At 74.5% G+C, this 18,211-nt stretch carries 10 protein-coding genes; 3 read left to right on the top strand and 7 right to left on the bottom strand.

Annotation, left to right across the window (positions count from 1 at the left end; all coding sequences use genetic code 11):
• The first annotated feature begins 182 nt into the window (after positions 1–182).
• Complete coding sequence (locus ACFYNX_RS16875; protein ID WP_125668555.1) at positions 183–476, top strand: chorismate mutase; 294 nt, start codon at positions 183–185, stop codon at positions 474–476.
• A 760-nt stretch (positions 477–1,236) separates the two neighbouring features.
• On the opposite strand, the gene ACFYNX_RS16870 is transcribed toward ACFYNX_RS16875, so the two are convergent.
• The 6 genes from ACFYNX_RS16870 to ACFYNX_RS16845 all read right to left on the bottom strand — a co-directional run bounded on the left by ACFYNX_RS16870 (position 1,237) and on the right by ACFYNX_RS16845 (position 14,770).
• Positions 1,237–3,087 (bottom strand): GMC oxidoreductase, encoded by a 1,851-nt coding sequence (locus ACFYNX_RS16870; RefSeq protein ID WP_388662130.1) that lies wholly within the window; start codon positions 3,085–3,087, stop codon positions 1,237–1,239.
• Between the two features lie 82 nt (positions 3,088–3,169).
• Positions 3,170–4,846 carry a succinic semialdehyde dehydrogenase gene (locus ACFYNX_RS16865; protein WP_388662128.1) on the bottom strand — a complete coding sequence of 559 codons (1,677 nt, stop codon included), beginning with the start codon at positions 4,844–4,846 and terminating at the stop codon, positions 3,170–3,172.
• Between the two features lie 151 nt (positions 4,847–4,997).
• Positions 4,998–6,812 (bottom strand): serine/threonine-protein kinase, encoded by a 1,815-nt coding sequence (locus ACFYNX_RS16860; RefSeq protein WP_388662126.1) that lies wholly within the window; start codon positions 6,810–6,812, stop codon positions 4,998–5,000.
• A 160-nt stretch (positions 6,813–6,972) separates the two neighbouring features.
• Complete coding sequence (locus tag ACFYNX_RS16855; RefSeq protein ID WP_388662124.1) at positions 6,973–10,209, bottom strand: serine/threonine protein kinase; 3,237 nt, start codon at positions 10,207–10,209, stop codon at positions 6,973–6,975.
• Positions 10,210–10,374: 165 nt separating this feature from the next.
• Positions 10,375–12,813: a serine/threonine-protein kinase gene (locus ACFYNX_RS16850; RefSeq protein ID WP_388662122.1), complete on the bottom strand. Its 2,439-nt coding sequence runs from the start codon at positions 12,811–12,813 to the stop codon at positions 10,375–10,377.
• Positions 12,814–13,063: 250 nt separating this feature from the next.
• Positions 13,064–14,770 (bottom strand): glycerol-3-phosphate dehydrogenase/oxidase, encoded by a 1,707-nt coding sequence (locus tag ACFYNX_RS16845; protein WP_125659951.1) that lies wholly within the window; start codon positions 14,768–14,770, stop codon positions 13,064–13,066.
• Positions 14,771–15,119: 349 nt separating this feature from the next.
• On the opposite strand from ACFYNX_RS16845, the gene ACFYNX_RS16840 reads away from it, so the two are divergent.
• Positions 15,120–16,361, top strand: a complete 1,242-nt coding sequence (locus ACFYNX_RS16840; RefSeq protein ID WP_388662120.1) for a nucleotide sugar dehydrogenase — start codon at positions 15,120–15,122, stop codon at positions 16,359–16,361.
• A gap of 129 nt (positions 16,362–16,490) precedes the next feature.
• Positions 16,491–16,982 carry a hypothetical protein gene (locus tag ACFYNX_RS16835; protein WP_365542500.1) on the top strand — a complete coding sequence of 164 codons (492 nt, stop codon included), beginning with the start codon at positions 16,491–16,493 and terminating at the stop codon, positions 16,980–16,982.
• A gap of 95 nt (positions 16,983–17,077) precedes the next feature.
• Here ACFYNX_RS16835 and ACFYNX_RS16830 read toward each other — a convergent pair whose 3' ends face one another.
• Positions 17,078–18,202 carry a GuaB3 family IMP dehydrogenase-related protein gene (locus ACFYNX_RS16830; RefSeq protein ID WP_125659941.1) on the bottom strand — a complete coding sequence of 375 codons (1,125 nt, stop codon included), beginning with the start codon at positions 18,200–18,202 and terminating at the stop codon, positions 17,078–17,080.
• Between the last annotated feature and the right edge of the window lie 9 nt (positions 18,203–18,211).

Genomic DNA, 18,211 nt, shown 5'->3' with positions numbered 1-18,211 from the left:
GCCATGCGCAAGCACCCGACCTTCGTCTTTACCTATGGCAACCGGCCCACCGGCTGCCATGGTCGTGCTGCTTGAGCAACTGACAAGCGACTTCCCAGGCGCCCCGGGCCGACAAGGCCCGGGGCGTTCTGTCATTCCCGGGCCGGATCGTTCCGGGGGCCCGACACCCCAGGAGCCCCACCATGACGACGACCACCGCCACCCCCGAGAAGACCGGCGCCCGCACCGACGAGGCGGCGGCGCTGATCGGCGACGCCCGTGAGCGCATCGACGCGCTCGACGACCGGATCATCGGTCTCATCCAGGAACGGATGGCCGTCTCGGCCGTCATCCAGGAGGCCCGGATCTCCTCCGGGGGCCGCCGGGTGAACCTGAACCGCGAGATGGAGGTCCTCGGCCACTACAGGGACGCCCTCGGCAAGCCGGGCACGGCGCTCGCGATGACGATGCTGGAGCTGTGCCGGGGACGCATCTGAGTCGCCGTACCGGGGACGCGTCCAAGGTCCCGTACCGGGCGTGCGTCCGAGACGCCGTACCGGGGACGCCCCCGAGTGGGTGCCCGCACCCGAGTTCGGACCCGCTCTCACCCGTACGGCGCGTGACCGGTTCCGCGCCGGCTTCGTTGGTCCGGTTGTCCGTGCCAGCCAGGGGCGGGCCCGAAGGAAAAACCACGCGTGGCTTCGCTGGGGCGTGTGGCGTGCCTCTCCGGCACGTCGTGGGACCTCGCACCAGCGCGTGTGACCGGGCAGCAGGGGACAGCGGTCCGGTCACCCAGAAAGGGCGGTCGGTCCCGGGGACGCCCGGGGCCGACCGCAACCGGCTCCCTCGGCCGCATCCCGCGGCCCCAGCACCGTTGCGAAGACCCCGTCCCCTCGTCCCCCCACTCCGTTTCCCCTCCCCCACGGCGGCGCACCCCCCGGCGCCGCTCCGCTCGGTACCGCCGCTGCCCTGACACCGGTGCCGAGCCCCGAGGGCCCCGTGCCGCGACCCGAATCGCGGCACGGGGCCCTCGCACGTACCCCCACCCTCTTGCGATGTGACGCGCGTCACACGGCGATCTCGTGCAACCGCTACAACCAATCGCCGGGGTGGCGGGTCAACCATGCAGCAACACCAGAAGCCGGAAGGGCGCTGCATTCGGAGGGGGATGCAGCGCCCTTTCTGTTTCCGCCGTTCCGGCCTTGCTCACTCCTGCGCCGACTGCTTCGACCGCTTCGACCACTCCGACCGCTCCGACTACTCCGACTGCTTCGACGGGACCTCGAGCGGAACGTCCGGCAGTGCCTTCGACGGGACCTTCGGCATCCCCAGGAACGGCAGCCGGAGCGCGCCGAAGGCCTCGGCCGGGACCGCGGGGGACTTCGGCTCGATCGCCGCGAGCCGTGCGTACCCCTCCCCCTGCGCCGGGCGCGGGTCCTCCTCGCCCTTGTTCGGCCAGAAGGACATGGCCCGCTCCGCCTGGGCGGTGATCGTCAGGGACGGGTTCACGCCGAGGTTGGCGGAGACGGCCGCCCCGTCGACGACGGAGATCCCCGGGTGGCCGTAGAGCCGGTGGTACGGGTCGATGACGCCGGACGCGGCGTCCGCGCCGATCGGGCAGCCGCCCAGGAAGTGCGCGGTGAGCGGGGTGCCCATCAGCTCGCCGACGTTGGAGCCGGCGAAGCCGTTGATCTCCTCGGCGAGGAGGGTGGCGGCCCGGGTGGCCGCCGGAATCTGGACCGGGTTCGGCGCCCCGTGCCCCTGGCGGGCCGTGAGCAGGCCCTTTCCGAGGCCGCCGGACTTGCGGTAGGTGGTCAGGGAGTTGTCGAGGGACTGCATGACCAGGCCGATGATGGTCCGCTCCGACCACTTCCGGTTGGAGAGCGAGCGGGCGGCGAGCGCGGGGTGCCGGAGCAGGTTGAGGACCCAGTTGCGCACCCGGTGGGCGCCGTAGGGCACCTGGAGGACGGTGAGGCTGCCCATCGAGTTGGAGCCCCTGCCGTACCGGACCGGCTCGATGTGGGTGTTCTCGTCGGGGTGGACGGAGGAGGTGATGGCGACGCCCCGGGTGAAGTCGGCCCTCCCCCCGCCGTGCTTCCTGCGGTAGCGGCGGTCGGTGGTCTGCGCGCCGACCAGGCCCTCGGAGTTGGTGCGGGTCAGCTCGCCGAGCCGGTCCGAGATCCGGGGCAGCAGGCCGGTGTCCCTCATCCGGTGGAGCAGGGTCTGCGTGCCGTACGTGCCGGCCGCGATCACGACCCGGCGGGCGGTGAACGTCCGGCCCTTCCCCTTCTTCCGGTCGTCGGTGGGCAGGGTCTTCACCGCGAAGCCGCCGCGCGAGTCCTCGGTGACGGTGACGACCGTCGTCATGGGGTGGACGGTCGCGCCCGCCTTCTCGGCGAGGTACAGGTAGTTCTCGTTCAGGGTGTTCTTGGCGCCGTGGCGGCAGCCGGTCATGCACTCGCCGCACTCGGCGCAGGCGCGCCGGGAGGGGCCCGCGCCGCCGAAGTACGGGTCGGCGACCTCGCCGCCGGGCTTCGCCCTGGTCTTCCCGTCGGCGTCCTCGCCGTCACCGAAGAAGACGCCGACCGGTGCCATGTGGAAGGTGTCGCCGATGCCCATCGCCTCGGCGGCCGACTTCAGGTGCACGTCGGAGGGGGTCATCGTCGGGTTGAGCCGGACGCCGAGCATCCGCTTGGCCTGGTCGTAGTACGGCCGGAGCTCGTCCTCCCAGTCCGTGATGTCCTTCCACTGCGGGTCGTCGAAGAACGCCTTGAGCGGTACGTAGAGGGTGTTGGCGTAGTTGAGGGAGCCGCCGCCCACGCCGGCGCCCGCGAGCACCATGACGTTGCCGAGCAGGTGGATGCGCTGGAGGCCGTAGAGCCCGAGGGCGGGGGCCCACAGGAAGTTCTTCAGGTCCCAGGAGTTCTTCGGCAGGGTCTCGCGGGTGAAGCGGCGCCCGGCCTCCAGGACGCCGACCCGGTAGCCCTTCTCGGTGAGGCGGAGGGCCGTGACCGAACCGCCGAAGCCCGAGCCGACGACGAGGACGTCGTAGTCGTACGCGCCGTCCTCCGCCTGCTCCTGATGGTGGGTAGGGGGTACCGCGGTCATGGCTCTCCTCGTACGGAGTACGGAAAAAGGGGTGGAAAGGGGAACGGTGCGGGCCCCCGCCACCGGCGGGGGCCCGGAACCCTCAGCGCAGGCGCAGGGCCTTCATCGCCTTCAGGGACAGGCTCATGAACGCCGCGTACTTCTCGTCGTCCATCCCGAAGGAGGGCGCGAGCGGGATCAGCCGCTGCTGGGCGACGGTCTGGGCCTCGGTGTACTTGAGGATGCCCTCGGAGCCGTGGCGGCGGCCGAGCCCGGAGTCCTTCATGCCGCCCATCGGGGCCTGCACGCTGCCGTACGCGGGGGCGTACCCCTCGTTGATGTTGACGGTGCCGGTGCGCAGTCGGGCCGCGACGGCGTGGCCGCGGCGCGAGTCCTTCGTCCAGACGGAGGAGTTGAGGCCGTACGGGGTGGCGTTGGCGAGCTCGACGACCTCGTCCTCGTCCGTGAAGCGGTAGATCGAGACGACCGGGCCGAAGGTCTCCTCGTGGCAGACGGCCATCGGGGCCTCGACGCCGTCGAGGATGGTCGGCTCGTAGAAGAGGGGGCCGACGTCGGGGCGGGCGACGCCGCCCGCGACCAGCCTGGCGCCCTTGGCGACGGCCTCCTCGACGTGCTGCTTGACGGTCTCCAACTGCCGCTCGCCGACGAGGGAGCCCATGTCGGCCCCGTACGCGAGGGAGGTGCCGAGCCGCATCGCCTTCGTCCGGGCGGCGAACCGGGCGACGAAGTCGTCGGCGACGGACTCGTGCACGTACAGGCGCTCGATGGAGATGCAGAGCTGTCCGGCGGAGGAGAAGCAGGCGCGGATGGCGCCGGCGGCGGCCTTCTCGACGTCGGCGTCCGCCAGGACGAGCATGGCGTTCTTGCCGCCGAGTTCGAGGGAGACGCCGACCAGGCGGGCGGCGGCGCCCTGCGCGACCTCGCGGCCGGTGCGGGTGGAGCCGGTGAAGGAGACGTAGTCGGCGTGCCGGACGACCTCGGGGCCGACGACCGGACCCTCGCCGAGGACGACCTGGAAGACCTCGGCGGGAAGACCGGCCTCGACGAGCAGGTCGCGGGCCCACAGGGCGGTGAGCGCGGTCTCGGTGTCGGGCTTCATGACGACGGCGTTGCCCGAGACGAAGGCGGGCAGGGCGTCGCCGACGGAGAGTTCGAGCGGGTAGTTCCAGGGGGCGATCTGGCCGACGACCCCGCGCGGCTGGCGCAGCTCGGTGACCTTGGTGAGGGTCGGCACGACGCCGGTGTGGTGGCGGGGGCGCAGGTAGGAGGGGGCCTTGCGGCCGTAGTGGCGGGCGGCGACGGCGACCGCCAGGACCTCCTCGTGGGCGTGCAGGCGCGCCTTGCCCGTCTCCAACTGGATGAGGTCGAGGACCTCGGCCTGCCGCTCCAGGATCAGGTCGTGGAAGCGCAGGAGCACGGCGGCGCGGGCGCGGACCGGCGTGGCGGCCCAGGCCGGCTGGGCGGCGCGGGCGCGGGCGAAGGCCTCGGTGACGTCCTCGGGGGTGGACTCGGGCAGGTCCGCCAGCTTCTCCCCGGTGAAGGGGGTGTGGTTGGCGGTCCGGCCGGAGCCGACCACGCCGCGGACGAGCCGGGCGACCAGGTCGGGTGTCACGACGTCGGCGGCGGTCCGGACGCCGGCGGGCGCGGGCGCGACCGGGTTGGTCGCCCCGGCGGGGGCGGTGGCCCCGGTCCGCGCCGCGGGGGCGGTGGCGGGGGCGTCGGGAGCCGAAGGGGCGGCGGGGGCCTGCGAGTCCGTCATGAGGGCGAGCGTAAGGCGCCTTCCGCCCTTTGGGTACCCGTCGGTAACGCGTTTTCACCGGGGCCGCACATCGCGCCAGCGATCACTGGCACATAAGCCCTGATCAGCGGCTTACGGATACCGAGGGCCGGTCACGGAGATTTTCCGGCCTTCACCCGCCCGTCTGCTCCGCTCCCTGCTCCCCCGTTTCCCGCCAGTGCCGGAGGACGATGTCGAACTGCTTCCGGGTCGTCTCCCAGCTCGACTCCGGCGAGGACATGTAGACGGCGTACTCGGTGCCGTCGTCGCCGTAGTACATCTGGTCGATCGCGTGCCGGGGCCCCGGGAAGTTCTTCTTCTCGGTCCAGGTGAACTCCCACAGGCAGGAGAGGGTCTGGTCCCGGTAGACCTTCTGGGAGAGCTGGATCCGCTTGTAGTGCATCCGCTTCCCCAGGGCGCCCTCCAGGTCGAGCGCGTGCACGTACGGGCTCTCGAAGTCGGGGCTGCGGTCGACGCTGATCCGGATGCGGTGGTTGCCGCCGTCCGGGGTGTAGTCGATCTGGCCGTCCGTGATCTGCCGCTTCCAGCCGTCCGGGACGAGGAGGCTGAAGCCCTCCGGGTCGTCGACGCGGTGCCACCCCTCGGGGATCCCGTTGTTCCCCTCGGCCTTGGCCGAGGGGGTCGTGGTCGGGGCCGTGGCGGTGGTCGTCCGCCCGGTGCCCTCGACGTCGCGGCCGCCGCCCGCGTACTGCATGGCGGCGAAGACGGCGCCGCCCGCGACGAGCCCGGCGAGCAGGGCCGCCAGGACGACGGCGCGCCGGCGGCCCCGGCCGGTGGGCGGCGGAGGGACGGAGTGCGGCGCCGGAGCGGGGACCGTGCGGGACGGCGAGGGGACCGGGGGCTGCCCGAGGGTCCGGGGCGGCCGGGGCCACTGGGCGGTGGAACCGCGCGGGGCGGCCTCCGTGGTCCCCGCGGACCCCGCCGCTCCTGCGGTTCCCGGCTCCGACCGGTGCGGCCGATCCGCCGTACGCGCCTCGTCGGACGTACGCGCCCCGTCCACCGGCGCGTTCCCGCCGCCCGCGTCCTCCGCCCGGTCCACGTCCTCCCTGACCACCCGCTGCGTCGGCACGTACGCCTGCGCCGACGCCGGCGCGCGCCCCTCCATCGCTTCGAGCAGCATCCGCCCGGCCTCGTCCGCGCGCGGCCGCCGCTCCGGGTCCTTGCGCAGCAGGGCCACGATGACGGGGGCCAGCGCCCCGGCCTTCTCCGGGTGCGGCGGCTCCTCGGTCACCACGGCCTGCATGGTGCTGATCGGGGAGCTGCGGCGGAACGGCGAGGTGCCCTCCACCGCCGTGTAGAGCGTGGCCCCGAGCGACCAGAGGTCGGAGGCGGGACCGGGGTCGGCGCCCTTCACCCGCTCGGGCGCCAGGTAGTCGATGGACCCGACGATCTCGCCGGTCCGGGTGATCGTCGAGTCCCCCTCGATCGCCGCGATCCCGAAGTCGGTGATGAGGACGCGCCCGTCGCGCGCGAGCAGGATGTTGCCCGGCTTGACGTCCCGGTGCAGCACCCCGGCCGCGTGCGCGGCGCGCAGCGCGCCGAGGACGTGCAGCCCGATCCTCGCCGCCTCGCGCGGCTCGACGGTGCCCGACTCCTTGGCGGCGTCGGCGAGCGAGGGCCCGTCGACGTACTGCATGACGATCCACGGGCGGGCGTCGTGCTCCAGGACGTCGTGGACGGTCACCACGCCCGGGTGCGTGATCCGCGCGGCCGCCCGCGCCTCCTTCTGCGTACGGGCGTGCAGCACGAGCCGGTCGGCCTCGGCCACGAACCGGCCCGCCGTCAACTCCTTGACCGCCACCACGCGGTGCAGCACCTCGTCGTGCGCGCGCCAGACCTTGCCCATGCCGCCGCGTCCGATGGACTCGCCCAGCCGGTAGCGCCCGGCGAGCAGCAGCCCCGCCCCTGTGCCCTGTGAATGTTCCACTTGCCCCCGCCCGTTCCCTCTGACGCCAGGTTACGGAGGGGGGCACGGACCGCGAAACCTCGGGGCGGTCATAGGAACAGCACTGTGACCGGGGGCCGCCGGCCCGAAACGGGCGCGGCGGCCCGGGCGGCACCGCCCCGGCGTCCCGGACGGAACCGCTTCAACGGCCCGGACGGAACGCCTTCGTGGCCTGCTCGTAGATCTCGGAGACCTTGTCCCGCTCGGTGTACGGGCCGATGACCTGCACGACGTGGTAGCGGCCGCCGTCGATCAGGGCGAGGTTGCGGACGAACACCTCGCGCCCCGTGCCGTCCAGCCACCAGTAACTTCCCGTGGCGGTCGCGGTGTTGCCGATGTCGACCCGGAGCGTCCGCTCCGCGCCCGCCCAACTGGACGCCCGCCAGGGCTCCAGCTCGCGCTCCCGGGTGTTCTGGTACGCCAGCGGGTCGGCGCCGTTGTCCTTCACGCCGTCCCGGCCGGGGACCACGATCATCGTGAAGTCGCCACCCGTGTACCGCACTTGTCCGGCGTCGTTGATCGGGCTGCGCCGCCAGCCGTTCGGCACCCCGATCCGGAACCCCTCCGGGTCCTGGCGCAGGGCGTACCCGGAGGCGAGCGCGGGGGCCGACGGATCCGCCGGGGGCCGGGTCGTGGCCGGCGGGGTGGTCGGGGAGGGGGCGCCCGTCGTCGGGGCCGGGGTGTCGCCGCCGTCGTCCGGCGCGGTGGTGACGGGGGCCGGCCCGGTCGTGGGCGCGCCCTGACCGGCGGGCTCCTCCCCCTCGCGGGGCATGAAGAGGACGGCGTACGCGACGGCCCCCGCGAGCAGGAGGAAGACCAGGAGCAGGAGCGTACGGCCCAGGGAGCGCGGGGAGCCCGAGGATCCGGAGGAGGTGCGCGGGGGGCGCGGGGACCGGGGCGCGCGCGGGGCGCGCTGCGGGAGTTCCTCGTGGTACCCGCCGTCGGACTCCTCGCGGAAATCGTCCGGTACGCGCGCGTACTCGCGGACGCGGGCGGGCTCGGGCTCGTGCCGGACCGCGGCGCGCGGGTCCTTGCCCCGCTTGTGACGGCGGCGGCCCGCGCCCTCTCCCCTGCGCCGCCGGCGCACCAGTTCGCCGCGGCGGCGCACGATCGGCAGCCGCGCCCCGTCGGACGGCAGCGGTACGACGCCGACACCGGCCTCCGGTTCGGGCGCCGAGCGGACGAGGGAGCGCAGCCAGCCGCGCAGCTCCTCGAAGTCGGGGCGCTCGGTCGGGTCCTGACGGAGCAGCGACTCCACGACCGGGCGCAGCGGCCCGCTCTCCTCGGCGAAGGCGGGCGGCTCGGCGCAGACCAACTGGACCAGTTCGGCCGCGCTGTCCTCCGGATAGGGGGCGTGGCCCTGCACGGCGCGGTAGAGGAGCGCGCCGAGCGCCCACAGGTCGGTGGCGGGGCCGATGGGCGCGGCGAGGCGCCAGTTCTCGTGGACGGGGCCGGCCTGCTCGGGCGCCCAGCGCTCGGTGACGGCGCCGACGACCGCGATCCGGGTCTGCCGGGCCCGCTCCGCCGCCAGGCGCGTGGCCGGACCCCGGTACGACTCGGCCGGGCCCGTCGCCGGCTCCTCCCGCCGGGGCTCCGGGACGCCGGCGGGCACCGGGAGGCGCCCGGTGCCCGGATCCGCCGCCCGGTACCCGGCGGGCAGTGCCGGGCGCCCCGAGCCGGGCAGCACCGGCCCGCGCCCGGGGCCCGAGCCGCCGCCGGCCGGTATCGGCCCGGAGCCGTCCCGCGAGGCGTGCGGGCCGTCGCTCCAACTGCCGGTCAGCATCGCGCGCGGCGGGTCGTTCCGGAGGCCGCCGCCGTACGGCTCGTCGCCCTCGTCCTCGTCGTCCTCGTCGTCCGCCACCCGCGCCCACCACTGCGGCTCGGGCGCTCCCTCCGCCTGCGCGGTCGGCGGGGGCGGCGGCCCCGGCGTCTCCGGGGGCGCGGGCCGCTGCACGGGCAGCGCCCCCGTCTCGCCGAGCCGGGCGGCGGCCCGCGCACCGGCCCGGTAGGCGGCGATGGCCCCGGCCCGCGCGGCCCGCACGTCGGCGGTGGGCGGCGTGGCCGGGGGCTGCGCCGCGGCGGGTGCCGCCGACTTCCCGTAGGGGTCGGAGCCGTAGGCGTCGGGGGCGGGACGGGGCCCCGGAGCGGAACCACCGGCCTCGGGGCCTTCGCCGGCCCTGCCGTCCGCGCCGTCGTCCGTGCCGCTGTCCGCGTGGTCCGTCCCGTCACCGGTCTGCCGGGCCCCGCCGGGGGCCTCCAGCGCGTACGGCTCGGACCGGTGCTCCTCGGGACGGTGCGTCCCGGAGCCGTATGCCGCTCCGGAGCCGTACTCCTCGGAGCCGTACCCCTCGGAGCCGTACTCCTCGACGGGCGTGAGTCCTTCGGGCGCGTACCGCTCGGGCGCGTACGCCTCCGGCTGGTACGTGCCCGGCGCGTAGGTGTCCTGCTCGTACGCCTCCGGCCGGTACGTGTCCGGCTCGTACGGCTCGTACGGCTCAAGGGCGTACGCGCCGGCCCCGTGCGTCTCGGGTTCGTCCGCGTCCGGCTCGTACGGCCCGGCCTCGTACACCCCGGGCTCGTACGTCTCGGCCTCGTACACCCCCGGCTCGTACGTCTCCGCCTCGTACGTCTCCGGTCCGTGGGAGTCGGAGGCGTACGGGTCCGACCCGTAGGGGTCGGGGGCGTACGGGTCCGGGTCGGTCTCCTCGTCCGTCTCCACCCCCGCCGGAGGCGGAGGCGCGTACGCGAACTCGTCGGGCAGGTCCTGTTCCGGTACCGGCGCGTAGCCGCAGAGGGCCTCCTCGGCGGCGCCGACCGCGAGGCCCGAGAGGACCACCCGGCCGTCGTCGCAGACGAGGACGGTGCGGGAGGTGATGTTCCGGTGCACCCAGCCGTGGGCGTGGAGCGCGCGCAGGGCGGTGAGGACGTCGGCGCCGATCTCGGCCGCCCGGTACGGGTTGAGCGGCCGCTCGGCGAGGAGGGCGGCCAGCGGCCGGGCCGCCGCCACGCGTTCGCTGACTATCCACAGCGAACCGGCCTCCGCGAAGACGTCGAAGACCTGGTCCAGTAAGGGGTGGTCGGGGATCTGCGCGGCGGCCTGGGCCGCCTCGATCGCCCGGCGCACGACGGGCTCGGCGGGCCGGCGGGTGGCCCGCCCCCCGCCGCCCCGGAAGCCGCCGGGGCCACCGGGTCCCGCTCCGTCGAGCACCTCGGCGTCGACGAACTCCGGCAGCGGGACCTGACGGACCAGCACTTCCTGCCCGCTGTACGTGTCGAAGGCCCGCGTCTCCGTCAGGTCGTGCCCGTCCCCGGCCCCGTCCTCCGGCGGCAGCGGCAGGCGGTAGCGGTCCGCGAGCACCCTTCCCGCGTAGTCGTCCACGACGCCTCCCCACGCGCACGCTGTCCCCCGTGGCCTCCCGGGTACCCCGGATCGTGCGGGATCACGCGAGTCCGTCGGTTCCGGTCGGTCCGGTACGGGGCCGTGCGGTCAGCGGCTCTGTTCGATTGCGTACGACCCCCGGATCCCCACGATACGGGGGACCGGTCACTCCTTGGGGCTGAACGTGGCGAACGCCGTCTCCCGCAGGGTCCGGCACTCCTCGCCGTTCCACTCGTCCGCCGCGCAGCTCACCATGATGGAGTAGCCCCGGGTGGAGTCCGCCTTGAAGCCGCGGTTGAGCACGTGGACGCGCACGCCCTTCTGCGTGCGCTCGAACTCCCAGTCGGCGGCGGACGGGTAGCCCTTGTACGAGACGGGCCGTATGCCGAGGTGCTTGTAGTCCTTGCTGGTGGCGGCCACGCCGATCTTGGCCAGCTCCCAGGCGCTCGCCGCGTTGTCCTTCGGGCTGTTGTTGTAGTCGACCTGGACGCGCGGGAAGCCGCCGTTCTCGCTGAAGATCCCGCCGAGGGAGTACCCCGGGATGGTGCTCAGCCGGAACGTCGAGGGCATGGCCATGGAGAAGTGGAAGCGGTCGCTGGTGACGAGGGCGTACCCGGCGGGCAGTCCGCCGCCGGTGCCACCGGTGCCGCCGTCGGGCTTGCCGGACGGCGTGGCGCCCTTCCCGCCGTCCGTCGTTCCCGTCGAACCGGTCGCACCCGTCGCGCCGTCGGTGCCGCCCGATCCGTCGGCGCCGTCGCCGCCGGGCTGCGCGCCGCCCTGCTGACCGGGGTCGGCCGGGTTCTGCCCCTTGCCGCCGTCGGACCCGCCCGCACCGTCGGAGCCGTCACCGCCCGCGGAGGCGCCGGCCGAGGCCGTGGTGCCCTCCTTGCCCTGGTTGCCCTCGTCTCCCCCGCCGCCGAGGGAGACCGCCAGGATCGTCCCGAGCAGGGCGACGACCACGACGGCGGCGATGACGACCAGGGTGCGGCGCGACACGACGTCGGTCAGCGACGCGCGGGCCGGGGCCTGCCTGCCGCCGCCCTGGATCGGCGCGGGCCGCGTGCTCGGCGCGGTCCTCGACCGCGGCTCGGCCTTCGCGGAGGCCGCCGCGTTGCGCACGGACTTCAGGGCGCCCCGCATCCGGTCGGCGGCCGCGTCGGGCGCCCCGCCCCGGTCGGCCGGCGGAACCGCCGGCGCCGGCCCGGGGACGGGCGGCAGCGGTACGACCCGGGTGACCTCGGGGGAGACCGGGGGCACCGGGTCCGGGGCGTCGAGCACGGCCCGCAGTAGGACCCGGGCGCCGGCGTCGTCGAGGCGCTGCGCCGGGTCCTTGGCGAGGAGGCCGTAGATGACCTTCTCCAGCTCGGGGCCCGCGTTCTTCGGCGGGTCGACGGGCTCGGTCATCACCGCCGTGAGGGTGGCGATGGCGGAGCCCTTGTCGTACGGCGGGCTGCCCTCGACCGCCGCGTAGATGAGGCCGCCGAGCGACCACATGTCGGCGGCCGGGCCGGGCTTGTGGCCGCGGGCGCGCTCCGGCGAGATGTACGAGGGGGCGCCGACGAGCATGCCGGTGGAGGTGATCGAGGGGTCGCCCTCCACCTGGGCGATGCCGAAGTCGGTGAGGACGGCGCGGCCGTCCTCGGCGATCAGCACGTTGGAGGGCTTCACGTCGCGGTGCAGGATGCCCTCGCGGTGCGCCGAGCGCAGCACGTCGAGAATGGCGAGGCCGACCTCGGCGGCGCGCCGGGGCGTGAGCGTGCCGTCCTCGCGCACGGCATCCGCGAGGGACTTGCCCTCGATGAGCTCCATGACGATCCACGGGCGGTCGTCCTCGTCGACCACGTCGTAGACGGTGACGGCGCCGTTGTTGCGGATCCGGGCGATGGCCTTCGCCTCGCGCAGGGTCCGGGTGATGAGGCGCCGCTTCTCGTCCTCGTCGATGCTGCTGGGGAAGCGGAGTTCCTTCACGGCGACGGTACGGCCGAGGGTCTCGTCGACGGCGCGCCACACCGTGCCCATGCCGCCGCGTCCGAGGACCGCGCCGAGGCGGTAGCGGCCCGCGAGCAGCCGTCCTTCGCCGGCGGGGGCCTTGCGGAGCTTGTCGCCGCCGCGCGCCGCGCCGGTCGCGGCCGTCCCGCGGCCGCTGCCGCCGTCGCCGTCCCCGGCGCCGAACCCGGCCCGCCCGGTCGACGGCTCGGTCCCCCGCAGCCGCCCGGCCGCGCCGGCACCGGCCGCCGCGTCACCCGCTCCGGAACCCGTCGCGGCGTCAGACCGCGGATCCCCGACGCCCTTCACGCCCGAGTCGCCCGAGTCACCCGAAGCGGACTTCCCGCCCGCATCGCCCGCATCACCCGGACCGCCCACACCGCCCGAAACGGACCCCTCCTCCGAAACGGCCCCGTCCCCGGAAGCGGCCTCGGCGGCCCCGCCGCCCGGTTCCCGTTCCGCGCCGTTCTCCGGGGTCTGCGCACCCCGTTCGACCCGCGCGTCCCGCTCCGGCTCGCGCGCGGCCGGGACCGTTCCTCGGTCGCTGTCGGTCGCGGCCCCCGCGGCGTCCCGCCCGGGGTCCTTCGCCGTGTCCCGCGACTGCTCCGCCTCCGACATGCGTCCCCTCTGCGATCCCTGGTCTTCGCCGCGTCTGCCGCTTCCCGCGTGATGCGTTAACCCGCCCTGGAAGAGAGCCCATTGTCCCTCACCTCGGGACCGGTGGCGCCCCCGGGTCCGCACTCCGGGATGACGACGCCGCCGCGCGCCTCCCAGGTTCCCACCGGTATGCGGACGACCCGGGCGCCCCGCCGGACCGGACGTTCCGTCAGTTGTCCACGGGCACAAGCACAGAGGCGTCCCGGGGCGGTCAGAGGGGCACGATGTCCGGCGCCCCCAGCCGGGCGGCGTCCGCCGTCAGGTCGTCGGGCTGGCGCTGCGACTCGCGCTCGGCCTCCACCCGCTTCTCGTAGTGCTCGACCTCCTTGTCGATCTGGTGGGCGTCCCAGCCGAGGACCGGGGCCATCAACTCCGCGCACTCGCGGGCGCTGCGCGTGCCCCGGTCGAAGGTCTCGATGGAGATCCGGGTCCGCCGGGTGAGGACGTCGTCGAGGTGGCGGGCGCCCTCGTGGGAGGCGGCGTAGACGATCTCGGCGCGCAGGTAGTCGTCGGCCGCCGGGAGCGGTTCGCCGAGCCGGGGGTCCTCGGCGATCAGGTCGAGGACCTGCTGCGTCAGGGAGCCGTACCGGTTGAGGAGGTGCTCGACCCGCACGACGTGCAGTCCGTGCCGGGCGGCGATGCCCGCCCGCGCGTTCCACAGGGCCCGGTAGCCCTCGGCGCCGAGGAGCGGGGTGTCCTCGGTGACGCAGGGGGCGACGCGCTGGTCGAGGCCGTGGACCGCCTCGTCGACGGCGTCCTTCGCCATCACGCGGTACGTCGTGTACTTGCCGCCGGCCACCACGACCAGGCCGGGGACGGGGTGGGCGACGGTGTGCTCGCGCGAGAGCTTGCTGGTGGCGTCCGACTCGCCGGCGAGCAGGGGGCGCAGACCGGCGTAGACGCCCTCGACGTCGTCGCGGGTGAGCGGGGTGGCGAGCACCGTGTTCACGTGCTCCAGGAGGTAGTCGATGTCGGCGCTGGAGGCGGCCGGGTGGGCCTTGTCGAGGTCCCAGTCGGTGTCGGTGGTGCCGACGATCCAGTGGCGCCCCCAGGGGATCACGAAGAGGACGGACTTCTCGGTGCGCAGGATCAGGCCGGTGGTGGAGTGGATGCGGTCCTTGGGCACGACGAGGTGGATGCCCTTGGAGGCGCGGACGTGGAACTGGCCGCGCTCCCCGATGAGGGCCTGGGTGTCGTCGGTCCACACCCCGGTGGCGTTGACGACCTGCCGGGCCCGGATCTCGTACTCGGCGCCGGCCTCGACGTCCTGGACGCGCGCGCCGACGACCCGCTCGCCCTCGCGCAGGAAGCCGACGACCCGGGCGCGGCTGGCGGCCCTGGCGCCGTAGGAGGCGGCCGTGCGCACGAGGGTGGTGACGAAGCGGGCGTCGTCCATCTGGGCGTCGTAGTACTGGAGGGCGCCGACGAGGGCGTCCTTCCTGAGGCAGGGGGCGACGCGCAGGGCGCCCTGCCGGGAGAGGTGCCGGTGGACGGGCAGGCCCCGGCCGTGCCCGGAGGAGAGGGACATCGCGTCGTACAGCGCGACGCCGGATCCGGCGTAGAACCGCTCCCAGCCCTTGTGCTGGAGGGGGTACAGGAAGGGGACCGGCTTCACCAGGTGGGGGGCGAGCCGCTCCAGGAGGAGGCCGCGCTCTTTGAGCGCCTCCCGCACCAGGGCGAAGTCCAGCATCTCCAGGTAGCGCAGGCCGCCGTGGATGAGCTTGCTGGACCGGCTGGAGGTGCCCGAGGCCCAGTCGCGGGCCTCGACGATGCCGGTGGAGAGCCCTCTCGTGACGGCGTCGAGGGCCGTCCCGGCGCCGACCACTCCGGCACCGACGACCAGCACGTCCAGCTCGCGCTCGGCCATGGCGACGAGCGCCTCGGTGCGCTCGGCCGGTCCCAGTGTCGCTGTCCTCACGTCTGCCGCCTCCCGTCGTTCCCCCGTCCTTCCCGCGCGCGGGCCTTCCCGCACACGGCTTCCCGCGCCCGGCTCCCGCACACAGGCCTTCCCGCGAGTCCGCGCACGGCCTTTCCCGCGAGCGAGCCGGGACCGTGCGGTCCGGCTCACAGCTCGATTCTGTCCCGCCCCGGCGACTTCAGCCACCGCCTCGCCACCAGCCTGTGGATAACACTCCGCGACCTGCGGCCACCCAATGCGACATAACGGTCATATTTACGCCTAGTCTGACATTGCGTGCGACCCGTTCCGCCCACCGGGCTTGCGCGTCGCGTCCCCTCCGGCTACTGGGAAGGACGGCCCACCCCCCATGCCCGCTGATCTCGCCGTCATCGGCCTCGGCCACCACGGACTCCCGCTCGCCCAGGCCGCCACCGCCGCGGGCGTCGACACCATCGGCTACGACACCGACCCGCGGCCCGCCGCCGAACTCGCCGCCGGCCGCTCCCCGGTCGACGGCCCGCTCACCGTCCCGGAGGTCCGCCGGATGCTCGCGGGGGGCTTCCGCCCCACCCACGACCCCGCCGAACTCGGCCGGGTCCGCACCGCCGTCCTCTGCGCCCCGACCCACCTCGGCCCCGACGGGACCCTCGACCTCACCGCCGTCACCGACGCCGCCCGCGCGCTCGCCGCCCGGCTGCGCCCCCACACCACCGTCCTCCTGGAGTCCCCCGTCCCGCCGGGCACCACCGAGGGCCTGCTCCGCGACGTCCTCGAAACGGGCTCGGGACTGCGCGCGGGCCGCGACTTCCACCTCGCGTACTCGCCCGGCCGGCTCGACCCCGGCAGCCGCACCCGCGGCTACGCCGGCACCCCCAAGGTCATCGGCGGCCTCACCCCCGCCTGCACCGAGTCCGCCGCCGCCTTCTACGGACGCCTCACCGACAAGGTGGTACGCGCGCGTGGACCCCGCGAGGCGGAGACGGTCAAGCTCCTGGAGACCAACTTCCGGCACGTCAACATCGCCCTCGTCAACGAGATGGCGGTCCTCTGCCACGAGCTCGGCGTCGACCTGTGGGACGTCATCCGCTGCGCCGAGACCAAGCCCTTCGGCTTCCAGGCCTTCCGCCCCGGCCCCGGCGTCGGCGGCCACGGCGTCCCCGTCGACACCGTCGGCGCCCACCGCCCGCTCCGTCTCGTCGAACTCGCGGGCCAGGTCAACGAGCGCATGCCGGGGTACGTCGTGCAGCGCGCCGCCGCCCTCCTCAACGAGCACGGCAAGTCGGCGCGGGGAGCCAGGATCCTGCTGCTCGGCATCACGTACAAGCCCGACCTGCCCGACCGTCAGGGCTCGCCCGCCGACGAGATCGCCCGCCGCCTGATGGACCTGGGCGCCGCCGTCAGCTACCACGACCCGCACGTCCCCGACTGGCGCGTCCGCGAACTCCCCGTCCCCCGCGCCGACTCCCTCTACGAGGCCGCCGCCCACGCCGACCTGACGGTCCTGCTCCAGCACCACCGCACCTACGACCTCCAGGGCCTGTCGGTGAAGGCCCAGCTCCTCCTGGACACCCGCGGCGCCACCCCGGCGGGCGCGGCCCACCGCCTCTGAGCCGACGACCGCCCGGCCGCCCGGCCGATCGGCCGCGGTAACTCCGGTGCCGGTGTCACAGCGGGCTGCTAGTCTCCGGGCCTCTCGAACGCGCGCTCGCGCGTTCCGTTCCCCGGGGGGATCCACCGCATGAGCCAGCCCGTTCCGCCGTCCGGCAACCCGTTCGCCGAGGGCGCCGCGCCGCAGCCCTACCCGGCGGCGCCGCCGCCCGCGCCCGTCCGCGACAACGTGGGCCTCGGCCTGCTGGCCGCGTTCGTCGCGGCCCTCGTCGCCGCCGCGGCCTACGGCGGCATCGCCGGCGCCGTGGAGCGGGAGATCGGCTGGGCCGCCGTCGGCGTCGGCTTCGTCGTCGGCTTCGCGGCCGGCAAGGTCGGCGGGACCAATCCGGCGCTGCCGGTGGCCGGCGCCGTGCTCTCGCTCGGCGCGGTCTACCTCGGCGAGCTGATCCTGCTCGCGATCATCGGCGGCAAGGAGCTGAACGTCCCCGCCACCGAGCTCTTCCTCGACCACTTCGACGTGATCACGGCGGCCTGGAAGGAGGGCCTGGACCCGCTCACCTTCCTGTTCTTCGGCCTCGCCGCCTTCGCCGCGTTCTCGGGCGCCAAGAAGGCCGCCCAGTAGCACCGCGGGGATACGGAGGAGGGGCCCCGCACCACCCGGTGCGGGGCCCCTCCTCCGTACGCACGGAGATGCGCGCGGGGAGATACGTGCGGAGGTCAGCGCTTGTGCTGCGCGTCCGCCACCGTGACCTCGACGCGCTGGAACTCCTTGAGCTCGCTGTAGCCCGTGGTGGCCATCGCGCGGCGCAGGGCGCCGAAGAAGTTCATCGAGCCGTCCGGGGTGTGCGACGGGCCCGCGAGGATCTCCTCGGTGGTGCCGACGATGCCCAGGTCGACCAGCTTGCCGCGCGGCACGTCCTCGTGGACGGCCTCCATGCCCCAGTGGTGGCCCTTGCCGGGCGCGTCCGTGGCGCGGGCCAGCGGGGAGCCGATCATCACGGCGTCGGCGCCGCAGGCGATCGCCTTAGGCAGGTCGCCGGACCAGCCCACGCCGCCGTCGGCGATGACGTGCACGTACCGGCCGCCGGACTCGTCCATGTAGTCGCGGCGTGCCGCCGCCACGTCCGCGACGGCGGTCGCCATCGGGACCTGGATGCCCAGGACGTTGCGGGTGGTGTGCGCGGCGCCGCCGCCGAAGCCGACCAGGACGCCCGCGGCGCCGGTGCGCATCAGGTGCAGGGCCGCGGTGTACGTGGCGCAGCCGCCGACGATGACCGGGACGTCCAGCTCGTAGATGAACTGCTTCAGGTTCAGCGGCTCGGCCGCGCCCGAGACGTGCTCGGCGGAGACCGTCGTGCCGCGGATGACGAAGAGGTCCACCCCGGCGTCGACGACGGCCTTGGAGAACTGGGCGGTGCGCTGCGGGGAGAGCGCGGCGGCGGTGACGACGCCGGAGTCGCGCACCTCCTTGATGCGCTTGCCGATCAGCTCCTCCTGGATGGGGGCGGAGTAGATCTCCTGGAGGCGGCGGGTCGCGGCGGCCTCGTCCAGCTCCGCGATCTCGTCGAGCAGTGGCTGCGGGTCCTCGTACCGGGTCCACAGGCCTTCGAGGTTCAGGACGCCCAGGCCGCCCATCTCGCCGATCCGGATGGCGGTCTGCGGCGAGACGACCGAGTCCATCGGAGCGGCCAGGAACGGCAGCTCGAACCGGTAGGCGTCGATCTGCCAGGCGATCGAGACCTCCTTCGGGTCCCGGGTGCGCCGGCTGGGCACGACGGCGATGTCGTCGAACGCGTACGCCCTGCGGCCGCGCTTGCCGCGCCCGATCTCGATCTCAGTCACGATGTGTGG

It is taken from the genome of Streptomyces sp. NPDC007872 (genome assembly GCF_042868165.1).
GTDB lineage: Bacteria > Actinomycetota > Actinomycetes > Streptomycetales > Streptomycetaceae > Streptomyces.
Note: the sequence above shows the minus strand (reverse complement) of the source record. Positions and strands in the feature narration are given on the sequence as shown.